At 69.5% G+C, this 18,832-nt stretch carries 16 protein-coding genes and 3 pseudogenes; 10 read left to right on the top strand and 9 right to left on the bottom strand.

The genetic code is table 11. The features are described 5' to 3' along the window. Window positions 1–83: 83 nt before the first annotated feature. Entirely contained in the window at window positions 84–617 is a 534-nt protein-coding gene (locus tag ACZ5Y0_RS35575) for a hypothetical protein (RefSeq protein ID WP_469132778.1), read from the bottom strand. Window positions 618–634: 17 nt separating this feature from the next. Then, entirely contained in the window at window positions 635–2,263 is a 1,629-nt protein-coding gene (locus tag ACZ5Y0_RS35570) for an MFS transporter (RefSeq protein ID WP_469132777.1), read from the bottom strand. Between the two features lie 270 nt (window positions 2,264–2,533). Here ACZ5Y0_RS35570 and ACZ5Y0_RS35565 point away from each other — a divergent pair, with 270 nt between their 5' ends. Further along, the gene (locus ACZ5Y0_RS35565) at window positions 2,534–3,457 is read left to right on the top strand and encodes a hypothetical protein (protein WP_469132776.1); all 924 of its coding nucleotides are present in this window, start codon (window positions 2,534–2,536) and stop codon (window positions 3,455–3,457) included. A gap of 182 nt (window positions 3,458–3,639) precedes the next feature. Here ACZ5Y0_RS35565 and ACZ5Y0_RS35560 read toward each other — a convergent pair whose 3' ends face one another. The 3 genes and pseudogenes from ACZ5Y0_RS35560 to ACZ5Y0_RS35550 form a co-directional block, all read right to left on the bottom strand. Further along, on the bottom strand, window positions 3,640–6,357 hold the full coding sequence (locus ACZ5Y0_RS35560; protein WP_469132775.1) for a winged helix-turn-helix domain-containing protein: 2,718 nt from the start codon (window positions 6,355–6,357) through the stop codon (window positions 3,640–3,642). A 151-nt stretch (window positions 6,358–6,508) separates the two neighbouring features. Continuing rightward, window positions 6,509–7,191: pseudogene (locus ACZ5Y0_RS35555) on the bottom strand (class II glutamine amidotransferase); the annotation flags it as partial. Window positions 7,192–8,162: 971 nt separating this feature from the next. Beyond that, window positions 8,163–9,389: an amidohydrolase family protein gene (locus ACZ5Y0_RS35550; RefSeq protein ID WP_469132774.1), complete on the bottom strand. Its 1,227-nt coding sequence runs from the start codon at window positions 9,387–9,389 to the stop codon at window positions 8,163–8,165. A gap of 102 nt (window positions 9,390–9,491) precedes the next feature. Between ACZ5Y0_RS35550 and ACZ5Y0_RS35545 the strand changes: the two genes are divergently transcribed. From ACZ5Y0_RS35545 to ACZ5Y0_RS35530, 4 genes and pseudogenes are all read left to right on the top strand, one after another. Further along, window positions 9,492–9,983, top strand: coding sequence for a MarR family winged helix-turn-helix transcriptional regulator (locus tag ACZ5Y0_RS35545; protein WP_469132773.1), 492 nt, complete (start codon window positions 9,492–9,494; stop codon window positions 9,981–9,983). A 283-nt stretch (window positions 9,984–10,266) separates the two neighbouring features. Next, window positions 10,267–11,442 carry an IS110 family RNA-guided transposase gene (locus tag ACZ5Y0_RS35540; protein WP_469132798.1) on the top strand — a complete coding sequence of 392 codons (1,176 nt, stop codon included), beginning with the start codon at window positions 10,267–10,269 and terminating at the stop codon, window positions 11,440–11,442. Between the two features lie 149 nt (window positions 11,443–11,591). Continuing rightward, window positions 11,592–12,499, top strand: a pseudogene (locus ACZ5Y0_RS35535) (transposase); the annotation flags it as partial. Between the two features lie 158 nt (window positions 12,500–12,657). Beyond that, window positions 12,658–13,020, top strand: coding sequence for a DUF4440 domain-containing protein (locus ACZ5Y0_RS35530; RefSeq protein WP_469132772.1), 363 nt, complete (start codon window positions 12,658–12,660; stop codon window positions 13,018–13,020). Between the two features lie 54 nt (window positions 13,021–13,074). On the opposite strand, the gene ACZ5Y0_RS35525 is transcribed toward ACZ5Y0_RS35530, so the two are convergent. Next, window positions 13,075–13,326: a hypothetical protein gene (locus ACZ5Y0_RS35525; RefSeq protein ID WP_469132771.1), complete on the bottom strand. Its 252-nt coding sequence runs from the start codon at window positions 13,324–13,326 to the stop codon at window positions 13,075–13,077. Between the two features lie 48 nt (window positions 13,327–13,374). On the opposite strand from ACZ5Y0_RS35525, the gene ACZ5Y0_RS35520 reads away from it, so the two are divergent. The 3 genes from ACZ5Y0_RS35520 (at window position 13,375) to ACZ5Y0_RS35510 (ending at window position 14,819) form a co-directional block, all read left to right on the top strand. Then, window positions 13,375–13,494, top strand: coding sequence for a DUF6233 domain-containing protein (locus tag ACZ5Y0_RS35520; protein WP_469132770.1), 120 nt, complete (start codon window positions 13,375–13,377; stop codon window positions 13,492–13,494). Between the two features lie 162 nt (window positions 13,495–13,656). After that, complete coding sequence (locus ACZ5Y0_RS35515) at window positions 13,657–13,974, top strand: STAS domain-containing protein (RefSeq protein WP_469132769.1); 318 nt, start codon at window positions 13,657–13,659, stop codon at window positions 13,972–13,974. A 536-nt stretch (window positions 13,975–14,510) separates the two neighbouring features. Then, a complete protein-coding gene (locus ACZ5Y0_RS35510; protein ID WP_469132768.1) occupies window positions 14,511–14,819 on the top strand; it encodes a hypothetical protein in 309 nt (102 codons plus the stop codon). Between the two features lie 121 nt (window positions 14,820–14,940). Here the strand turns inward: ACZ5Y0_RS35510 and ACZ5Y0_RS35505 are convergent, their stop codons facing one another. Beyond that, entirely contained in the window at window positions 14,941–15,252 is a 312-nt protein-coding gene (locus ACZ5Y0_RS35505; protein WP_469132767.1) for a hypothetical protein, read from the bottom strand. A 578-nt stretch (window positions 15,253–15,830) separates the two neighbouring features. Further along, complete coding sequence (locus ACZ5Y0_RS35500; protein ID WP_469132766.1) at window positions 15,831–16,346, bottom strand: DUF4760 domain-containing protein; 516 nt, start codon at window positions 16,344–16,346, stop codon at window positions 15,831–15,833. Window positions 16,347–17,040: 694 nt separating this feature from the next. Between ACZ5Y0_RS35500 and ACZ5Y0_RS35495 the strand changes: the two genes are divergently transcribed. Then, the gene (locus ACZ5Y0_RS35495; protein WP_469132765.1) at window positions 17,041–17,787 is read left to right on the top strand and encodes a hypothetical protein; all 747 of its coding nucleotides are present in this window, start codon (window positions 17,041–17,043) and stop codon (window positions 17,785–17,787) included. Here the strand turns inward: ACZ5Y0_RS35495 and ACZ5Y0_RS35490 are convergent. Further along, on the bottom strand, window positions 17,685–18,482 hold the full coding sequence (locus ACZ5Y0_RS35490; RefSeq protein ID WP_469132764.1) for a hypothetical protein: 798 nt from the start codon (window positions 18,480–18,482) through the stop codon (window positions 17,685–17,687). The two genes, ACZ5Y0_RS35495 and ACZ5Y0_RS35490, sit on opposite strands and share 103 nt — an antisense overlap. A 237-nt stretch (window positions 18,483–18,719) precedes the next feature. Between ACZ5Y0_RS35490 and ACZ5Y0_RS35485 the strand changes: the two are divergent. Beyond that, window positions 18,720–18,832, top strand: a pseudogene (locus ACZ5Y0_RS35485) (GNAT family N-acetyltransferase); the annotation flags it as partial.

Genomic DNA, 18,832 nt, shown 5'->3' with positions numbered 1-18,832 from the left:
CTTACCCGCGATCGTCCACCTCCGTGCCCCGTGGGACCTCACCCGGTACAGGTGACCGCCGCCCGGCGAGCGGACGCCAAGGATCAATGCTTCAGAACGATCTTGAAGGAGATGATCAGCAACCCGAGCAGCAGGTTGACCGATGCGGTGGCGGCCATGAGCCGCGGCGAAGCACCGGCGCGGCGGGCCGCGGCCACGGACCAGCCCACCTGGCCGGCCACGGCGACGCAGAGAGCCAGCCAGAGAGCACCTCGCACGTCCAGTCCCAGCAGCGGGCTGACAGCCACCGCGGCGGCCGGCGGAACGGCGGCCTTGACGATCGGCCACTCGTCACGGCACACGTGCAGCACGACCCGGCGGTCCGGAGCCTGTTGCGCCAGACGCGCCCCGAACAGCTGGCCGTGCACGTGCGCGACCCAGAAGACCACTCCGGTCAGCAACAGCAGCAGCACCAGCTCGGTGCGCGGGAACGAGCCCAGGGAGCCCGCGCCGATCACCACGGAAGCCGCGAGCATGGATCCGTAGACGCCGCCCGAGTAGTCCGCGTGGGCCCGGCGCTCGGCTCGGCGCTCCGCGCGGGCCGCAGCCGGGCCGGTCGTGGCTCTGGTTCTGGACACCGGTGACTCCTCCGAACTCAGCCCGTTGATCCCGTCGCCCCGGCCGGAGCGTCGGCGTCCGGCTGCTGGCGACGGCCTTCCCGGGCGGTCGGCAGGTGCGGCGTGACCAGGAAGCTGGCGAGGGCGATGCCGCCGGTGGCCAGGATCGCCGCTTTCAGGCCGTCCAGCTGCGCGGAGGCGTAGGAGTGCGCGACAGCGTCGACCTCGGACGGCGGCAGCCCGGCACGCTTCGCCGCCGAGCGCACCTGATCGGTGGGGACGAAGGTGATCCCGGCCTGGAGGGCTACACCGACCTGTTCACGGGTCTGTTCAGACAGCTGCGGATTCTCGTCCACCTGCGTGGTGAAGGCGTGGGCCAGCGCACCGATCAGGATGGACCCGATGAGCGCGGTGCCCAGCGCGGAGCCCAGATTCTGGGCCGTGAACTGGAGCCCTCCGGCCTCACTGCGTTCCTCCTCGACGACGCCGGACTGGACGACGTTGCCCAGTTGCGAGGCGAGCAGGCCGACGCCGACGCCCAGCAGGGCCATGGCTCCGGCGAACTGCGCGTCGTCGATGACGGGGTCGATGGTGGCGAGCAGCCACACGATGGCCGCCGCCAGGGTCACCAGGGCCAGCCGGACCACCCGGCGCGGCCCCCATGCCCGTCCCAGCGAGGACGCGGACAGGGAGGTCACGAGCATGGTGGCGGACACCGGGAGCAGACGCAGGCCCGTCTCGAAGGCGTCGAACCCCTGAACCACCTGCAAGTACAGCGGGATCGTGAAGAACAGCCCCAGCAGGATGAGGTTCTGGCTCAGCAGCGTCATCAGGCCGGACCGCAGCACGGGCCTGCCCAGCAGGGCCAGGTGCACGAGGGGGTCGGTGCCCCGGTGCTCCCGGCGCCGTTCCCAGTGCCGGAAGAGCGCCAGGACGACCGCCCCGGCGCCGACGACGAACAGCGTCGGGGCGAAGCCCAGGACGGTGAAAGGCGGGTTGCGGGGCTGCACCCATCCCCAGGTGCTGCTCTGCAGCACCCCGAGCACGTTCAGCCCCAGTCCGGCCGCGGAGAGCACCGCGCCGACCCCGTCCAGCCGAGGGCGCGGGCCGGTCGGGGCGGGCGTCGCGATCACGCCACGGCACAGCAGGACGGCCGCGACGACCACGACCTCGCCGGCGAAGACCAGCCGCCAGGTCAGGTAAGTCGTCACCCAGCCGCCCAGCAGCGGGCCGACCGCGATCCCGGCGCCGGCGAGTCCGCCGATGACCGCGTAGGCGACGGCCCGGTCCTTCCCGCGGTACGACTCCGCGACGAGGGCGGCCATGGCCGGCAGCACCATGGCGGCTCCGAGCCCCTCGATGACGGACCAGCCCAGCGTGAGGACCCACAACGTGGGTGCCACAGCGGTCAGGGCGGACCCCGCGCCGTAGACGACCAGCCCCAGCAGGAACATGCGGCGACGCCCCAGGATGTCCCCGAACCTGCCACCGATGATCATGAACGCGGCCATGACGAGCGCGTGCAGCGTGATGACGGCCTGGATGGCGGTGACCTCCGTATCGAAGTCCTCGACCAGCTGACTGATGGACACGTTCATGACGGAGGTGTCCAGGACCATCAGAAACTGGGCCGTACCGAGGACCATCAGAGCCCGCCAGTGCTTCACGCTGTCCACCTCGCAGAGTCGTCCGGCTCAGGTACGCCGCCGGAGCAGGCGGGGCAGGACGGCACACGCCTCGCTGCTCCTCCCATCGCATCCCAAGGACGGGCCCCGTGCCTCACCCGCCACGGGGGAAGGGCCGCGCCGCGGTGGTGTGTGCCGGTGGGGAAGGCGGGCGCCGACTTCGGTGGTGAGCCAGGCGGTGATCAAGGTATTTCGTGGTAAACACGACATGTGTCGCACCGGGCGTATCCGAGAACTGCGGGCTCCCGCAGGGTGCCCTCCCCTGAACGCTCGCTGCTGGCGTCGGTCGTCACCGATCCCGGGCACCTTCCCGAACGTCTCGCCGACTTCGCCGTCCGCCGCTTCGGGCCGGCCGTGCCCGAAGCGATCGTCTCGCTTCGGCGGAGGCACCCCGACGCCACCGAGGCGGAGCTCCGGGCCCGGGTGGTCGCTCAGGGCCGACGGGCCGTCGTATCGGAGGGATCCATCGTGGGCGGCCCGTTCCTCGTGCTCATTCCCCTCGCGTTCTGCGCGGCGCTGCTCCGCCAGGCACGTACGGTCCTGGAGCTGGCCGCTCTCGACGGCCGCGACCCCACGGCGAGGGCCCGCGCCGGCGAACTCCTCGTCCTCCAGGGCGTGTACGAGGACACCCGACAGGCCCAGGACGCGCTGACCCGCACCGGGCGCGCCGCCGGCGCGCCCGGTCGCTGGAAGCGATGGGCGGCCCTGTGGAACGTCACCCTGCGCATGGCCCACCTCCTCGGCATTCTCGCGCCGGCCGACGTGAGCCAGGACGCGGGCCGGCGTGTACGCCGGGTTGCCGTCCAGGCTTGGCGGTGGCTGCTCCTCGGCGTGGTCTTCCTGGTCGGACTGGTCGCGCCCCTCGTCTGGCTCCCGTACATGGCGGTGGTCTACCGGCGTGCCGACGCCCAACTGGCGGACCGTGTCCTCGCCTACTACTTCGCCGACACCGCACCCGCCCCGCGCCGCCGGACCTCCCGCCTCGAACCGGAGGTAATGGCGGCCGTACTCCGTGCGCTCATCTCCCTCCTCGTACCGCTCGTCCTGACCGCCGTGACTTTCCTGACCGGCCTGCGCATCGCCGAGAGCCGCTGGCCGGTCCTCGGCATCACCCTGGCCACGGCGTCCGCCGGCGTCGGCGCGCTCTGGTACCGGCGCGGCCACCGGCGCCTTTGACCGTCCTCCAGCAGTTGACGGCGACCTTGGGGATATCAGGTCGTGTGTGGGCGAAGGCGAACACCGGCAGCCACTGACCCCGCGCCGGTACGACCAGCCCGAGCTGCTGAGGGGGAAGGGCATCTCCCCTGTATGTCCCGCCGGTGGGGGCGCAGGCGGCGGACGCTCTCACCGACGTGCGTTCACAGCAGCCGGAGGTCGCGTGCGCGGCGCACCGCGTCGCCTCGGCGGTTCACCGCCAGCTTTCGGTAGACGCTCTTGAGGTGCGTCTTCACCGTGTTCACGGACACGTAGAGGTCAGCGGCGACCTCTTCCGTCGACATCATCCGGGCCACCCGTCGCAGGACGTCGCGCTCACGTTGGCTCAGTTCCACGGTGACGAGCGGCGGGGGTGGCGGCCCCGTCCGGGGCTGTTCACCGTGTCGCGGTGGGCCGGGCCTGAGCCAGCCCGCTGCCAGTTCGTCGAGCGGAGTCATGGCCAGGAGAGGCCGGATCCACGCTCCCGTGTCGAGGAACGGACGTCGCAGCCGTTCCCGCCTGGCGTCTAGGAGCGCATGCGCCACGAGCCTGCGGGCGGCGGCGGTGTCTCCTGCCTTGTGCGCGGTGTGAGCCCTCACCAGCGCTGCCCTTACGGTCACCCCCGGCCCGGCCCGGCCCTCGGCGCGGATGCTGTCGAGCAGGTCGATGGCCGCCCCGGTGCGGCCTGCGGCGACCTGGATCGCCGCAGCCTCCACGGCACACGTGGGTTGGTCGCCGGACACGCTCTGGAGTATCTCGCTGGCTTCGTCGGGCCGTCCTTCGGCCAGGTGCGCGGCGGAGACGACGAGCGCTTCATGGGCTGTCGCCCAGGGTGAGGCCACGGTGGTGGCGACGGCCGGGTCCGCCGCCGCGACGGCGGCTCGTACATCGCCCCTGACCAGCAGGAGGCGGGCGGTGACGAGGGCTCGTCCCGCCGCCATCACCGGATCACGCGCTCTCGAGGGGACAGCCGCCTCGTCGAGGAGGGCTTGGGCCCGGCTCGGCTCATGGCGGTCGACGGCCACGGCGGCCAGGACCAGCCGTCCGATGCCGGAGCCGGACGGCTGGGGAAGGCCGACCCGCTCCGCCTCGGCCACCGCCGCAAGGGCCCTGCGCTCCGCCCGGCCGGGCCAGCCGTTCAGATAGTCGAGCAGCGCGAGGTGTCCCATCGACTCCTCCCGGGGCAGCACGGTGGAGATTCCGCCGGGAGTGCCGGCCACGGCGGTCAGGGCAACGCGGGCCTCCTCGAAACGCCCCGTCCACAGGCGGGCCGATCCCAGATGGGTCAGCAGCAGGGCGGGAATTTCGGGATGCTCCTCCAGAAGGTGCGCCGGGACTTCCCGACGCAGCTCATCGGCCGTCCGGGCGGCTTCCTCGGCTTGCGGGGGACACCCGGTCAGCCGGGCGGCCAGCGCCTCCAGCAGTGCACAGCTCAGCTGTGCGGCGGCTCGGTCGGGGGCCACGTCGGACGCCGGTCCGGACGCCTCGAGAGCCAGCCCCTCCTCGGCGTGGCGCAGGCGCGCCAGACCACGGCCGAGGTCGCACTGGGCCAGGTCGCGGGCCGCACGCACAAGGTCCGTGGCGGGGCTCCTCGCCTCGGGCCCCATATGGGAGAACAACTGGGCCAGATCGCCTGAACGCAGGCCGGTGAAAAGCTGGCCGATCGCCAGGTCGTCGATGAGGGCTCCGGCGGCGAAATCCCACTCGCCCGCGGCGGCGCCGTGGGCGAGTGTCTCCGGCAGGAATCCGTGCCGGCGCAGCCACCGCGCGGCCCGCCGGTGGAGTTCCGGCTCCAGTCCGGGCAGGCGCACGCGCTGATGCGCCCGGAGTATCTCCCCGAACAGCGGGTGGAGCCGGTACCAGGATCGCCCGAGGTGCTCGACGAACGCGTTCGCGCGGTGCAGCTTGATGAGAATGGGCTCGGCATCGGTCCGGCCGGTCAGCTCGTTCGCCAGATCAGGACAGAACCGCTCCAGGACGCTGACACGCAGCAGCAGGTCCTGGGTCTCCTCCGTCTGTCCCTTGAGGACCTCGGTCAGCAAGAAGTCCGCGATCGTACTCCGGTCCGCCTCGAACTCCTTCAAGTAGAGCTCCGGGTCGCCGCTCTCCCGAGCGGCCAGGGCGGACAGGCGCAAGCCGGCGGCCCAGCCCCGGGTACGGTCCACCAGTGCATGTGCGGCGGGGACCTGAAGGCTCAGGCCGTGCAGCTCCAGCAGCGCGACGGCCTCCTCCAGGGTGAAGGCCAGCTCGGCGGCACGGATCTCCGTCAGCTCGTCGGCCGCCCGGTAACGGTGCAGCGGAAGCAGCGGTTCGGTGCGGGTGACGAGGACCAGGTGCAGCCCCCGCCCGGCGTGGTGCAGGACGAACCCGAGCTGCTCCGCGACTTCCGGAGCGGTCACGCGGTCGTACTCGTCGAGCACGACGACAACAGGCCGCTCAAGATCGTTCAGCTCGGCCGCGAGTGCCGCCAGGAGCCGGTCATCCACCCGGGACGCGTCCGCCGGGAACCCGACCTTGCCGGGCGCCAGCGCACCGCATGCGTGCAGGGCCTGGATGATGTACGCCCAGAAAACCCCAGGGCGCCGGTCCCCCGCCTCAACGGTGAGCCAGACGACCGGCTGCCCCAGGCCGGCGGCCCAGTCGGCGGCCAGCAGCGTCTTGCCGTCCCCTGCCGCGCCGTTGAGCAGCGTCAACGGTGTCCGCAGAGCCTGGTCAAGGTGATCGACGAGCCGTTGCCGCCGCAGGAATGTGGCGGGCCTCACGGGGAGGGCGAATCTGGTGCGCAAGAACGGGTCTCCCTGGGGCGTGGCGCAAGGAACGGCCGGAACGATCGGAATGGTTGGTCCCTGAGCGTCCTCGTAGGTCTCGGCCACGGCGCTCATCACCCCTGTCCGTCGGAGTCACGTCTCAGCGGCACTCCCTCACCCAGCATCCCAGCCCTCCTGCCCCGGCGCGCGCCGCACCCGAGCCGTCGGCCTGTTCGCCGGCCTTGTGCACGCGCTGGTCAGCTCCTGGCGGAGTCTTCGTGCGGGTCGGGCCGAAAGGCGGGAGCGCGTCATGGCCCGAGCTGGACGATGCCGTAACCGTTCTCCGGCACCTCGTTCCACGCGCCGGGGAGAGGGCCCAGCGGTTCGGACACGACGAGGCGGGTCTCGTCGGAGATGTCCCGCAGGAACGCGGCGTCCGAGTGGAGCGCATGCAGGGTGTCCACCCTGGTACTGAAGTACAACGACCGTGAACGGCCCTCGCTGGAGTAACGGAAGGGCCAGAGGCGTTCGCCGTCGGCCACCGCGAGGGTCATCTGCAGCGGGTGGGGGATGCCGTGCGCGTGCCCCGCATCCTCGACCAGCGCCGCCATGCGCGCCACCGCACCAGGAGAATCGTCCGTCAAGCCGAACGCGAGGGCCAGGAAGAGCTGAGCTCGGAGTCGGTAAAATCCTCAAGGTCGGGATACAGGGCCGGATCGACGGCCAGTGCGAGATCCCGCCGGAGGCGGTGGAACGCGCTGATGCCCCGTTGCGCATCCACGTCCAGCGACCGCTCCGGAAGGGGTGACAGTTGGTCTGCTGCACGGCGGTCCCAGGGCGAGGCCCTGATGTGAGCCAAGAACAGACCGAGCGAACGTGGTGGGCGACCTCCACCGGATTGCGGTTGCTCCAGGCAGGACCGACGTCCCGCAGTACCGCCGAAGTGAGGGCGTCCTGCGTGTACCAGCCCCTTGACCGCGTTGTCCGACGACACCGCCCCCTGCGCCGACTCCTTCGTCCTGGACAAGGTCGGCGTCATCTCCCTGATGGCGATCAGGGAGTGGGCCACGTACGCCCCCGCGGCTGCCGCGCCGGGGATCGCCCGCACCATCGCGCACTTCGTCGGCCAGGTCCTCGCCGACGCACCGACGGACGTCGTCCGGGCTCTGCAGGCGCTGCGCGATGAGCAAGTGGAGCGGGCCCGTGCGCTGGGAGACCGTGGTGGCTCTGCACCGGTGACCGCACCACCGTGCGGGTGGGTGCGCACCGGTGCAGTTGCGGTACAGCCAGGCGAAGCGGCGGCGGCCGCGGCACTCGATCCGCGCGTCAGGTCGTCGATGGGCAGCTCCTGGTCGTCGTCAGCGACCGGCCGTAGCTCGAGTGGGGTGTTCGGCGGGCAGGCAGGCCTGGCTCGGAGGGCCGCGGTCTGGTTCGCCTCTTCCACGGCAAGGTCACGGCTGACACCCCGCCGAACAGCACCGCGCCCTCCCCCGGCCAGCCGGGAGGAGGGCGCCCGCTTTCCACCAGGATTATTCGCGTGAGCGGCGCGCCCCGCCTCGATGCGCTGCGGTTCGACATCTGCGCCGGTGTGACCGTGGACCCGCAGACCCACGTTGCGCACCGATCCGGCGCTCCGCGCTGGCGACGATGCCACCCCGATCACGCGGTGAGCACCCGAATGCCGGGAGGCCCCCTTGCGGAGCCATGAAGACGGTCACGGGGCCACCGCCACCCTGCGAGATCACTGGCAGGTCAGTCGTTCCGTGAGCGCCCGCAGGCCGCGGCGCGGGCCAGGACCGAGACAGCGAAGACCTCTGCTGTGGTGCGGAATGCGACCAGCCATCTGGACTCAGGCGGGGAGCGTGGCTGCGCGGGAGGCCGCCGACCGTCGGGTCAGCGGCCTCTGGTGGAGTGCGAGACCTTGGTGGCAGGCGGCGCGGTCAGGCCGCGAGGCGGCTGCCGCGGCGCCAGACGCCGCGGGTGTTGAGGGTGTCGGAGATGGTGGTGGTGGGGTCGCCGTCGACGAGGAGGAGGTCGGCGCGCAGGCCCTCGGCGATGCGGCCGCGGTCATCGAGGCCGAAGCGGCGGGCGGTGGTGGCGGTGGCCGCGCGCAGGGCCTGGACAGGGGTGAGGCCGGCCAGGGTCAGGTACTGCAGTTCGTGGTGGACGCTGGCGCCGTGGGCGAGGCCGCCCAGGAAGGGCAGGGGAAGAGAAACGTCGGTACCGGCCAGCAGGTCCACTCCAGCATCCCTGAGCGTCTTGACGGTGGCCAGGACATCCTCGATCCTGCCCTGGGGATAGTGGCCGAAGCTGGAGCGCAGGGCGTTGTCCCAGTCCGCATCCAGGCGGAAGGCGACGCGCGGGTCGTCGGCAAGGTCACTGCCGGTGATGCCCATCATTGAGGCGTTCAGGACGACACAAGGGACGACGAACACCCCGGAGTTCTTCACCAGGTCGATGATTTCGTCGGTGTGAGGCTGGTCCATGAACAAGTGAGCCAGGCCGTCGATGCCCGCCTCGATGGCCATGCGGGTGGCATCCACGGTCAGGGTGTGGGCGACGGTGAGCATGCCGTGCTTCTTGGCCTCGGTCACGCCCGCGTTCAAGGTGGCCTGGTCGAGCATGGGAAGGCCGGGGTGCCCTTCGATGCTGCCGTCGTCGACCATGAACTTGATGTAGTCCGAGCCCCGTTCGACCAGCTGTGGGATGAACGCGACGGCTTCTTCGGGGGTGGTGGAAAACGGCATCAGCGGCGGCTCGCCCGCGGGCCTGGCTCCGGGGGGCGGGCCGGGACGGAAGCCTTCGGGAAAGAGCTCGCTGGGGTGGCCGCCCGGCGGGGTGATGCCGAAACCGGAGGAGCGCACGTCGGCGACGGTGTCGTCCTCGCTGATGTGGGCCCGGTTGTCCCGCGTATTGGTGCCCTGCATCTCCAGCTCGGTCGTCACACCGAACCGCAGCGCCAGAGCCAGAGCGTCCTTGCTGGTGTGGACGTGGGCGTCGATCAGGCCCGGCAGCAGCGTGGCGCCACTGCCGTCGACGGTGTCGGCCTCGTCGGGGACGTCGCCGCCGATGCGGGCGATCCGCCCGCCGTCGACAAGCACGGTGGTCACGCCCAGTGTCTTCTCGCCGTCGAAGACTTGGGCACCGGTGATAGCGGTTACGGACATGGCTTACCTCGTTCCTGGAGTACCGTCAATATATAGCTAAAGCTATGGACATGCGACAAGGCATGAATATGTGTCTCGACGGAAATCCTTAGGATGGCTGGCATGAACAGCTCGCCAACGCCCCCGGGAACCGGCAAGTCCCTCTTCGATCAGGTCGGACCGGCCCTGTCACGACTGCGGCGGCGCGCCTCGGGGCGGCGGGGGGATCTGACCCGCAACCTCGTCCTGAACGTGGTCGCGGACGCGCCCGGAGAGATGACGGTCGGCGGCGTCGCAGCCGAGATGGGAGTAACCCAGCCCGTCGCCAGCCGGACCATTGCCGCCTGCATTGCCGACGGGCTGCTGCGGCGAGCCGCATCGCAGGCGGACGGCCGGCGCACCGTCCTCGAGCTTACGGACACCGGCGAAACTGAGCGACGGCGCTTCGCCTCCGAACAGCGCGAGACCTTCGAACACATCACGGCGGCGTGGGAGCCCGCCGAACGCACCCAGTTCGCCCAGTTCCTCATCCGCTACAGCCAGGACGCCAGTGCCTGGTCCGCTCAGCAACTCCGCTGCAGCGAGGGTGACGCGGACACCCCCTCACAGGGCTGAACGCCCCACAGCGCGATAGTGCGGGGCCGTACTCAGCTTGTCCAATCTTCCAGGCGTGGGTCTGAGCTGGTCATTCGTAAGATCAGCGGGCCCAGGGGTTCTGGGTATGGCTGTGAGCTTGTCGCCGTTGGATGGCTCAAAGAACTTGGCCGCCCGGAGCCCCGCGACGACCCGACCGCTAATTGGGATACGCGACTCGATCGCTGTGTAGGACAACGTCGGCGAGGTCGTCTACGGGATCGATATGTGACGACGAGCTGGCGGAGGTGACCGTGCCCCAGATCTGGGCCGGAGTGTTGGCAAGGAACACCACCACTGCGTGGTGGTCGACGAGCGGGGCGAACGCCTCCTTTCACGTCGAGTCTGCAACGACGAGGCGGCCCTGCTGACGCTGATCGCGGACGTCCTCGCGCTCTCCCAGGACACTTTGTGGGCGGTGGACATCAACCACGGCGGCGCCGCCCTGCTCATCGGCCTCCTGCTCAGCCACGAACAGCCGATGGTCTACATCACCGGCCTCGCCGTGCACCAGGCTTCGGCCGCCTACCGCGGTCAGGGCAAGACGGACGAGAAGGACGCGTTCGTCATCGCCGATCAGGCACGCATGCGCAAGGATCTCGGCCTTCTGCGATCCGGCGACGAGATAGCCGTCGACCTCCGGACCCTGACCGCCCGCCGTCTCGACCTGGTCAACGACCGGACCCGTCAGACCAACTGGCTGCGGGCTCAACTGCTCGAGTTCTTCCCCGCGTTGGAGCGTGCGCTGAACCTGAGCAAGAAGGGCCCGGTCGTCCTCCTGACCGGCTACCAGGCGCCGGCCGCGATCCGTCGCAGCGGGACCAGACGGCTCGGAACCTGGTTGAAGAACCGCAAGGTGAAGAACGCGGCCGCGCTCGCCGAGACAGCCGTCGAGGCGGCCAGGGCCCAGCACACAGCCCTGCCTGGAGAGACACTCGCGGCCGCCATGGTCGCCCGCATCGCCAAGGGAGTGCTGGCACTCGACGACGAGATCTCCGAACTCGACGCGCTCATCGAGGCCAGGTTCAATGAGCACCGCCACGCCGCCGTGATCCGCAGTCTGCCTGGCATGGGCACTCTCCTTGGCGCCGAGTTCATCGCCGCAACCGGCGGCGACCTGGAAGCGTTCGGCACGGCCGACCGCCTGGCCTCCTTCGCCGGCCTCTCTCCCGTGCCACGCGACTCAGGCCGCGTCAGTGAGGACATGCGCAGACCGCGCCGCTACCACCGCGGCCTGCTCCGAGCCTTCTACCTCTCCGCAATGGCCAGCCTCAGAACCTGCACCGCCTCCCAGTCCTACTACGGGCGCAAGCGCAACGAGGGGAAGGGACATAAGCAGGCCGTGCTCGCTCTGGCCCGGCGACGAGCCAACGTCTTGTGGACCATGCTCCGCGACGGAGAGTATTACGATGCCCCACCAACCGTCACGACAGCGGCTTGACATCGTCATTGGGAAGTTCTTTTCCTTCCGGCCTCGAACGGTGTCTCGTACTGAGTCGCTCACCTGGGGATTCGCCGGACGTGGGGGCGGCCTTCGTCTGATCCTGTGCTCCGACCAAGGTGCACGTGACCACGACGAAGGCCGTGAGGGTGAGTCTGCTGCCAGTTGATGTCCGGAGGGAAGCGTTCGCGGAAGCGGAACGCTTCCGAGGCGAGTTCTACGAGTGTCTGACCGCTCGGCGCGACGAATTGTTCGAGCTGACCGATGCGGTGCTGTGTGCGGACGGCGCGGTGAAGTCCCCGGTGGACTTGACGCTGTTGCCCGAGCATCGTCGTGGGCACGGAGCGATGTACGGAGGCCTGGACCACGGCCGGATCGATGTCGACCATGTGCGGACGGTGCTGGCCAGGCTGTCGCTGCCGCGTTTCGACGGCGGGCGCCTGGTCCTGGCCGTCGACGTGTCGCCATGGCTTCGTTCGGACGCCCCGTGCTCGGCCGAGCGGCTGTTCTGCCATGTCTATGGCCGTGCGAAGACGGCGTCGCAGTTCATCCCGGGCTGGCCCTCCTTCGTCGCCGTCCTGGAGCCGGGCGCCACCTCTTGGACCGCGATCCCGGACGCCGTCCGGCTCGGACCGGTGGACGACGCCACCGCGGTCACCGCCGCGCAGCTGCGGGGAGTCGTTGAACGGCTCATCGCCGCGGGCCAGTGGCGGGCCGGGGACCCGGACATCGTGATCGTCTGCGATGCTGGCTACGACGTCACCCGCCTGGCCTGGGTCTTGCGCGATCTACCGGTCGAGCTGGTCGGCCGGGTCCGCTCCGACCGCGTCATGCGACTGCCGAAGCCGCCTCGTGTCTACGACCCGAAGGGCGGCCGGCCGCCTAAGCATGGCCGGAATTCCGCTTCACCAAGCCGGAGACCTGGCCCGAGCCTGCGATCACCACGGTCACCGCAACTACCAACTACGGCAAGGCCGAGACTCAGGCATGGGACCGGGTCCACCCAAGGCTCACCCACCGCTCCTCATGGCTCGACCATGACGGAGAACTTCCCCTGGGTCTGAAGCCTTGGCGACGCTTCGACCGTGATGCTTGAGGCGTGCGTTTCCGCTACGGACATGCCGCAGATTCACGATCAGGTGTGACCTGTCTGTGATTGCATTGGGGATACGTTGCCAGCAATTGTCATATCCGGATTGATGAAGGGAGCTGAACATGCTGCTCGATGAACTCAAGGATCTCGAACATCAGGGGTGGAGGTCTCTTTGCAACAGCACAGGAGCGGACTTTTACGGCCGGGTCATGACGAGTGACGGCTTAATGCTGCTGGCCCGAGGACAGGTGTTCACCCGCCAAGACGTCATCGACTCCTTGAACCATGCGCCTCCGTGGCGGAGCTATGACATCTCCGACGAGCGTCTAATTCCTCTAGGAGAGGAGCAGGCAATCTTTGTGTATACCGGTCGCGCATACCGGGAATCGGTGAATCCTGACTTCACTGCTGTCATGTCCAGCACGTACATCCGTCGGGAGGGCGCTTGGCGGCTCGCGCTGTACCAGCAGACTCCTGTGGTCTAACGACTTGGTGCGTGATAGCGGGCGGCGCGTGTTTGGCTTGGTCGTGGCCGGTTTTCAGGTGGTGCTGGGTTCGGTGTCAGAACGACGCTCACCATCGATCAGCTGGCGTTCGCGGCGCGACTCGCTAGGAACGATGAACCGTCGCGGCTTCAGCCGTTCCACTTCGCTCGGCGCGTGGTGGTCCAGCAGGCGACGGCGGCCCTCGCCCAGATCGACGGCTGGATCGCGGTGGAGGAGCGACGCGAGGCAGAACGGCGCCGCGGCCGGGAGATGCGGCCGCCTCCGCCTGAGTGGCTGCTCCAGCACGGGCTCAACCGCACGAACGCGTCGACGCCGTGCACAGCACACCGGTGAGTGCTGGGCAGCGGCCGGTGCCGTCCGGTCACCCGGCAGCAGGCCATCGAGGCTCTGGGCCAGCAGGTTCCTGCGTGCGTGCACTGCCGGCCGGACACGGCTCTCGGCATCTTGGACTGAGTCCCTGGGCCTCGCGCTTCTCGGCCGAGCGCCGCCGGATGAGGATGACGGCTACAGGGCGCTTCGTCCTGCGATGGCCCCGCCGGGGTCGTCGAGCAAGGCGATGCGAACGGTGATGCGTTTGCCGACCGGCTCGCCGAGCAGGCCGGCGGACTGTCGGTCGTGGCCACCGCCACGGACGGCATCCGTGTGCTGACCCTGGCCGGGGAGATCGACCACCACACCGGCGACCAGCTTCGCCGCGCCCTGGACGTCACCAGCGCCGTCCGGCCCCGCATCGTGATCGACATGCGCCACGTCACCTTCATGGACTCCACCGGCACCAACATCCTCATCACCGCCCACCGGGCCGTGACCGAAACCGGCGGCTGGCTCCGCCTGGCCGCACCCACCGACCCCGTCCTGCGGCTCCTGCAACTCGTCGGCGTCCACGACATCCTCCAATGCCACCCCACCCTCCACGACGCCCTGGCTTCCTGAGCCGCACACACTTTTCCTCTGTCATGTTCTTTCTGGCGATCTTGTTCAGCGCCGATGGGTCCGTCCAGGGGAGCAGCCCGGCCTCGGGGGTGATAACTGAGATCACCCCCGGGTACCGCCAGAGGGGGCGGCGCGGTCTTCGATGCGGTCGGAGCTCCTGGCGCGTCCGTGTCACACGGGCAGCCAACGGCGCTCATCCGGACCCTTTTATCATTCGGCCGTGTCCCGCTGGCGCATGCCTGCACTGCGGATGCGGGCTCTCCGACCCTTCTGTCGCCTTCGGGGGTAAGCCCTGGTGCCGCCGCTGTTAGCAGCGCGGCGGCGGCACCGAAAGTCACGCCGGCCGCACCGGCACTCTCGCCCAGACAGCGAGCAGCACGGCCTGGAAGGCGCCGCTGACGTTGTGCCCGTCGACAGCCGACCCGGCCGTGGCGGGGGGCCGGCTGGAGTGGACGGCGGCCGGGCTGGAAGGGCTGTGCTCAAGCGGCTGGACGAGCCGTACCGGCCGACGCGCTCCTGGCGGAAATACTGACGGCATGACAGATACCGCCCAGCCCGCCGGCCGCTGCTACTGCGGCTGCGGCTGCGGCCGCGAGATCGGTTACGGCCGCTTCTTCGTCACCGGCCACGACAAGACCGCCGAAGCCGCGTTCCTCGCCGTTCACCACAACGCCTTTATCGCCCAGATGCTCCACGCCCACGGCTACGGGCCGCAACCGGAGAAGTCCGTGACGAAGGCCGCCGTGGACGAAGAGGTCTGGAGGGACTGCCCGTTCGGCTGCGGCTACCGGGGCGCCAGGGAGAACATCAACGACCACGTCGACCGGCACCACCGAGAGACGTAACGCCCCCGCCAGGATCAGCAGCCGGGACGGCCGCCTGTGAGGCCCATCAGGCATCCAGCTCTGCGCCGGCGCACGATGTAGATCCGCTCCGGCCCTCCACGGACACGACGGCGGGGCGTGCCTACCGCGCAGGGCGCCGCGACCTGTCGTTTTGCCCTTGCGGACTACGCGGAAGAGGGACGCTCAGCGGGATTCGTCGTAGGGGTCGCGGGCTGCCGGACTTGGCAAGGCCCCGGCTGGTCATGTAACCGACAGTGAGGATCACGATGTACAGCCATGCCTGGTCGGCCCGGAAGTAGTCGGCGTGACCGTCGTCGTCTCCCACGACCATGGAGGCGATCAGCACCGCGACGACCGCGCCGACGTAAGCGAAGAACTCCGTGGTCTTGAAGGCGGCCTTCGTCTCGGTCGACAGCCGGTAACAACTGCCCACGATTCCCCCACTGCATTCAGCGCTGGCAGCTATTGAATGCCCTTCGCCCAACTGTCCCGCTGCGCATCCGCCTCCCGCCGCCTTGGTAGGGGGCTTCGTCGTGCCCGGCGTTGTGCGACTCGGCCGTTGCTCCCCCACCGTGCCGACCGTCGGCCGGCCTGTCGGAGACAGACGGACTTTTTTCGAGTCAGCCGCTGGAGGAGTACATGAGCAACGACCAGCGCGACGAGCAGGCCCAGCCGCAGGCCCCGCGGACGGACACCCGCCGCGAGCTTTGAAGAAGGGCGCGGGGGCCGCCATCGTGGGTGCCGCAATTGGGGCTGCTCGGTTCGGTGCGGAGGCGCTCCTGGGGGCTCTCTTCGGCAACGCCTCGTAACGCGGCCCGGCGGACGGTCAGGGAGCGGGACGGAGGCAGGAGCGGCCCGGCCGAGCGCCAGGCCGCACGGCCCGCAGGGCCGCCTCCGCCGTCCCGCTGATCAACATCAAGACGGCATCGCCTCAGCCTTGTGCCGGGCTGGCTGTCAGCGGCCTTATGGATCTCTATGGCACGAGGCGCGCCGCGCTCGGGTGCAAAAGTGTCAGGCGGTAGGCAGGCGCCAAAGCTGTGTCCGTGCTCGTACCTGTGCCGCGGGCGTCTCACGGACGAGGTGATACAGGTTTTCGAAGTACTCCTGCCAACGATTCGGGTCCGGCAAAGCACTCTGCGCACGTCGCGCCCGCTCGACGGCGACCAGCGGCTCCATGTGTTCCCACACCGAGATCACGGAACCGCCCAGGTAGCCGGAGACGGGTTCGATGTCGACCACACCATGGGCAACGAGGGCGCCCAGGTTGTCGTAGTACCAGGCCAGGTCACGCACCAGGTCCCGACCTTCCTCGGTCAACCCGGCAAGTCCGAGGGAGAGGTCACACGCGGGCAGTTGCTCGTGTACGAAAGTCCGCGCCCGCGCAAGACGCACACTGCGGTGCTCACGGAACAGATCGACAACCACCGGAAGCGTGTTGGCGTGCTCGGTCAGCCGCACCTGCCGCACTGACACCGCACCGGACACCCCGAGCGCCAACACCGACACTACCAATGCCGCAATCTCCATCGCGCCCCCGTTCACCGGACTCCAGCCCCTCTCCGTACCCGCATTCTCCGCTCCCCCACACGCGCTGAACGCCGCATAGTGCGGATAATCGCTCCGAGATGGTCACCTCTGCGCGGCTACCGATCCTGTTGTCGCGGCCGCCCTACGGAATGACCTGCACCCTCGGCTCCGCATACCGGTTGCATGGGCCTGCTCGGCACACGGCGACGGCCGCACCCAGTCATCAGGTCGTCGAGGGGCAGCTCCTGGTCGTCGTCAGCGACTGACCGTAGCTCGAGTGGGGTGTTCGGCGGGCAGGCAGGCCTGGCTCGGAGGGCCGGGATGGTCTGGTTCGCCTCTTCCACGGCAAGGTAGCGGTCAGGAGCCATGTGACCCGGTCGGCGAAGCGCGGTTCTGGCACAGGGATCTCGATGCCGGGGTGGCGGGTGTAGTGCCGGGTGACGGTGTCGGCGACGTAGGTGGTCAGAGCGTCGATGCGGTGGTGCCTTCGCGGACGGGTGCCGGGGCCAGCACAGAGCCGGTTGAGGGTGTGCAGGACGGTGGGGAGGCTGGCATCGAAGCTGATCGTCTGTGGGGGGGCAGGTGCCGACGACGGTGAGGGTGTCGGTGTCGGTGGCTGTTGAGCCGGGGCGGGACGTTGTTCTGTCACGGCTCGGTGACGCGTGCTCACACACTGCACGCAGGTGGGTACCGTGTGGTCAAGTGCAACCCTTGGGGGACCCGTGCGTATCCGCGCCACTACCGCCACAGCCGCCTTACTCCTGCCGTACTCACCGGCTGCGGCGACAGCAGCGCCGACTCGTCGAAGTCAGCTGCGCCGTCCGCGGACGAGGGCGTCGATTGCACCAGCCAGACGCTCAGCCAAGCCGACTGGATGGCGAACTGCTCCGAGAGCGCCGGTACAGGTGGCGACGGAACCGGTACAGGTGACGACGGGACCGGCGGCACGGAGACGCTCGCCTGGGGGAAGCCGGCCCAGACAACGGGAGCGCAGACCCCAGCGGACGGCACTGCGGGAGGCGAGCAACTCGAGGTGACGCCGACGACCATCGTCTACCAGAAGGAGGCGATGGGGATGACCGCGGTCAACGGCCTGTACGCGATCATCACGGTGAAAGACCGTGCGCCTGGCGCGGGAGCTGCGGAATCGGCGCCGATTGAGGGCGGCGGCTGGCAGTGGATCGCCCCCGACGGGCAGGCCCTCAGCGAAGGCGACGGAGAAGCCAGCAGCATCACCCCGCAAGGTTTCACCGGAGGCGGCACCATCCCCGCCGGCGCGTGGAAGTGGCGGACCATCGCCTTCGACATCAGTGAGGCGCAGCGCGCCGGCACCCTCGTCTACACCGACGGCACCGCCGCGACCTTCCAGTGGACGGTGCCCGCAAAGGACAGTGGGCCCGAGGTCGCGAAGCTGGAGAAAGGCATGGAAGGCGAGTACTGAACGTCCTCCCCGGGCTGCCCCCCATCGTCCAATCCGATGTGTCTGCGACGGGCTGCGGGAGGGGTTTTTAGAGCACCGCCGTTCTCACTTGGTGGAGGCGCTCCAGATCTGGGCCTGGTTGACGACCGGGAGCGGTCAGAGGTAAGCGCCCCGGAGCGTTGGTCGAGCAGCAGCACATGGGAGCCCGCCCAGGCGGTGCCGAAGGTTTGATCGAGGTCGCTCAAGCTGGTCGCGGGAGGTGTGTCGAGTTCTCGGCAGGTGTTGTCGTTCAGGTCGAGGATCGCCAGGCGGCTGGTGCGCAGAGCACTGAGATACCAGTGGCCGCTGGGGTCGAGGGTGCCCGTGCCCACGGTGTCGCCGCTCTTGCAGGAGGGAGCGGCGACGTTCTTGCGTTTGTCGAGGTTGTAGACGTGGGTGCAGGTGCCTTTGTCGCAGGTGTCGTCACGCCAGATCACGCGGTCGCCGGCAGCGGCGACCATGCTGGCGTTGGTGGCGACGGTTTCGGTGACGGCGGTCGCCTGGGCGTCGAGGAGCACGAGGTCGGTCACCGCTCGTACGCCGGTGCCGCCTCCTCCCGTGTCGCCGGTGGTCCGCAGGGCGAGCAGGCCCCGGGAGGTGTCGGCGACCGGTCGCAGGCCGCAGGCCGCTTTCGAGGTGGTGCGGGAGGGGCGGCCGGACGTCTCGTACAGAGTCACGGTGTAGGGGGTCGAGACCCATTGCGGCAGGTCCGGTCCGTTGCAGGCGGTCTCGGCCGGCTCTTCGGTGACGGCCCAGAGCCGCTTGCCGTCAGCGGCGGGGAACCAGGCGCCGGCCTGGCCGAGGAGGACCGCCGTGCCGGGCTTGCGCGGCTCGATGGCCACGACTCCGCCGTCGCGGATGCCTATGATCTGGCCGGAGGCGAGCTGGCGCGGGCTTGCCAGACGGTAGGCGTCGGCGTTCTCGGCTCCGGCCCGGTGGTGCTCGCCACCCAGACCGCCAACGTCCGTTCGATGCGCCTCGCGGCAAAGCTGGGGTTCACCGAAGCGGAGCGGTTCCGGGCCTGGGA

The sequence above is a fragment of the Streptomyces sp. NPDC033216 genome (assembly GCF_055577115.1).
Note: the sequence above shows the minus strand (reverse complement) of the source record. Positions and strands in the feature narration are given on the sequence as shown.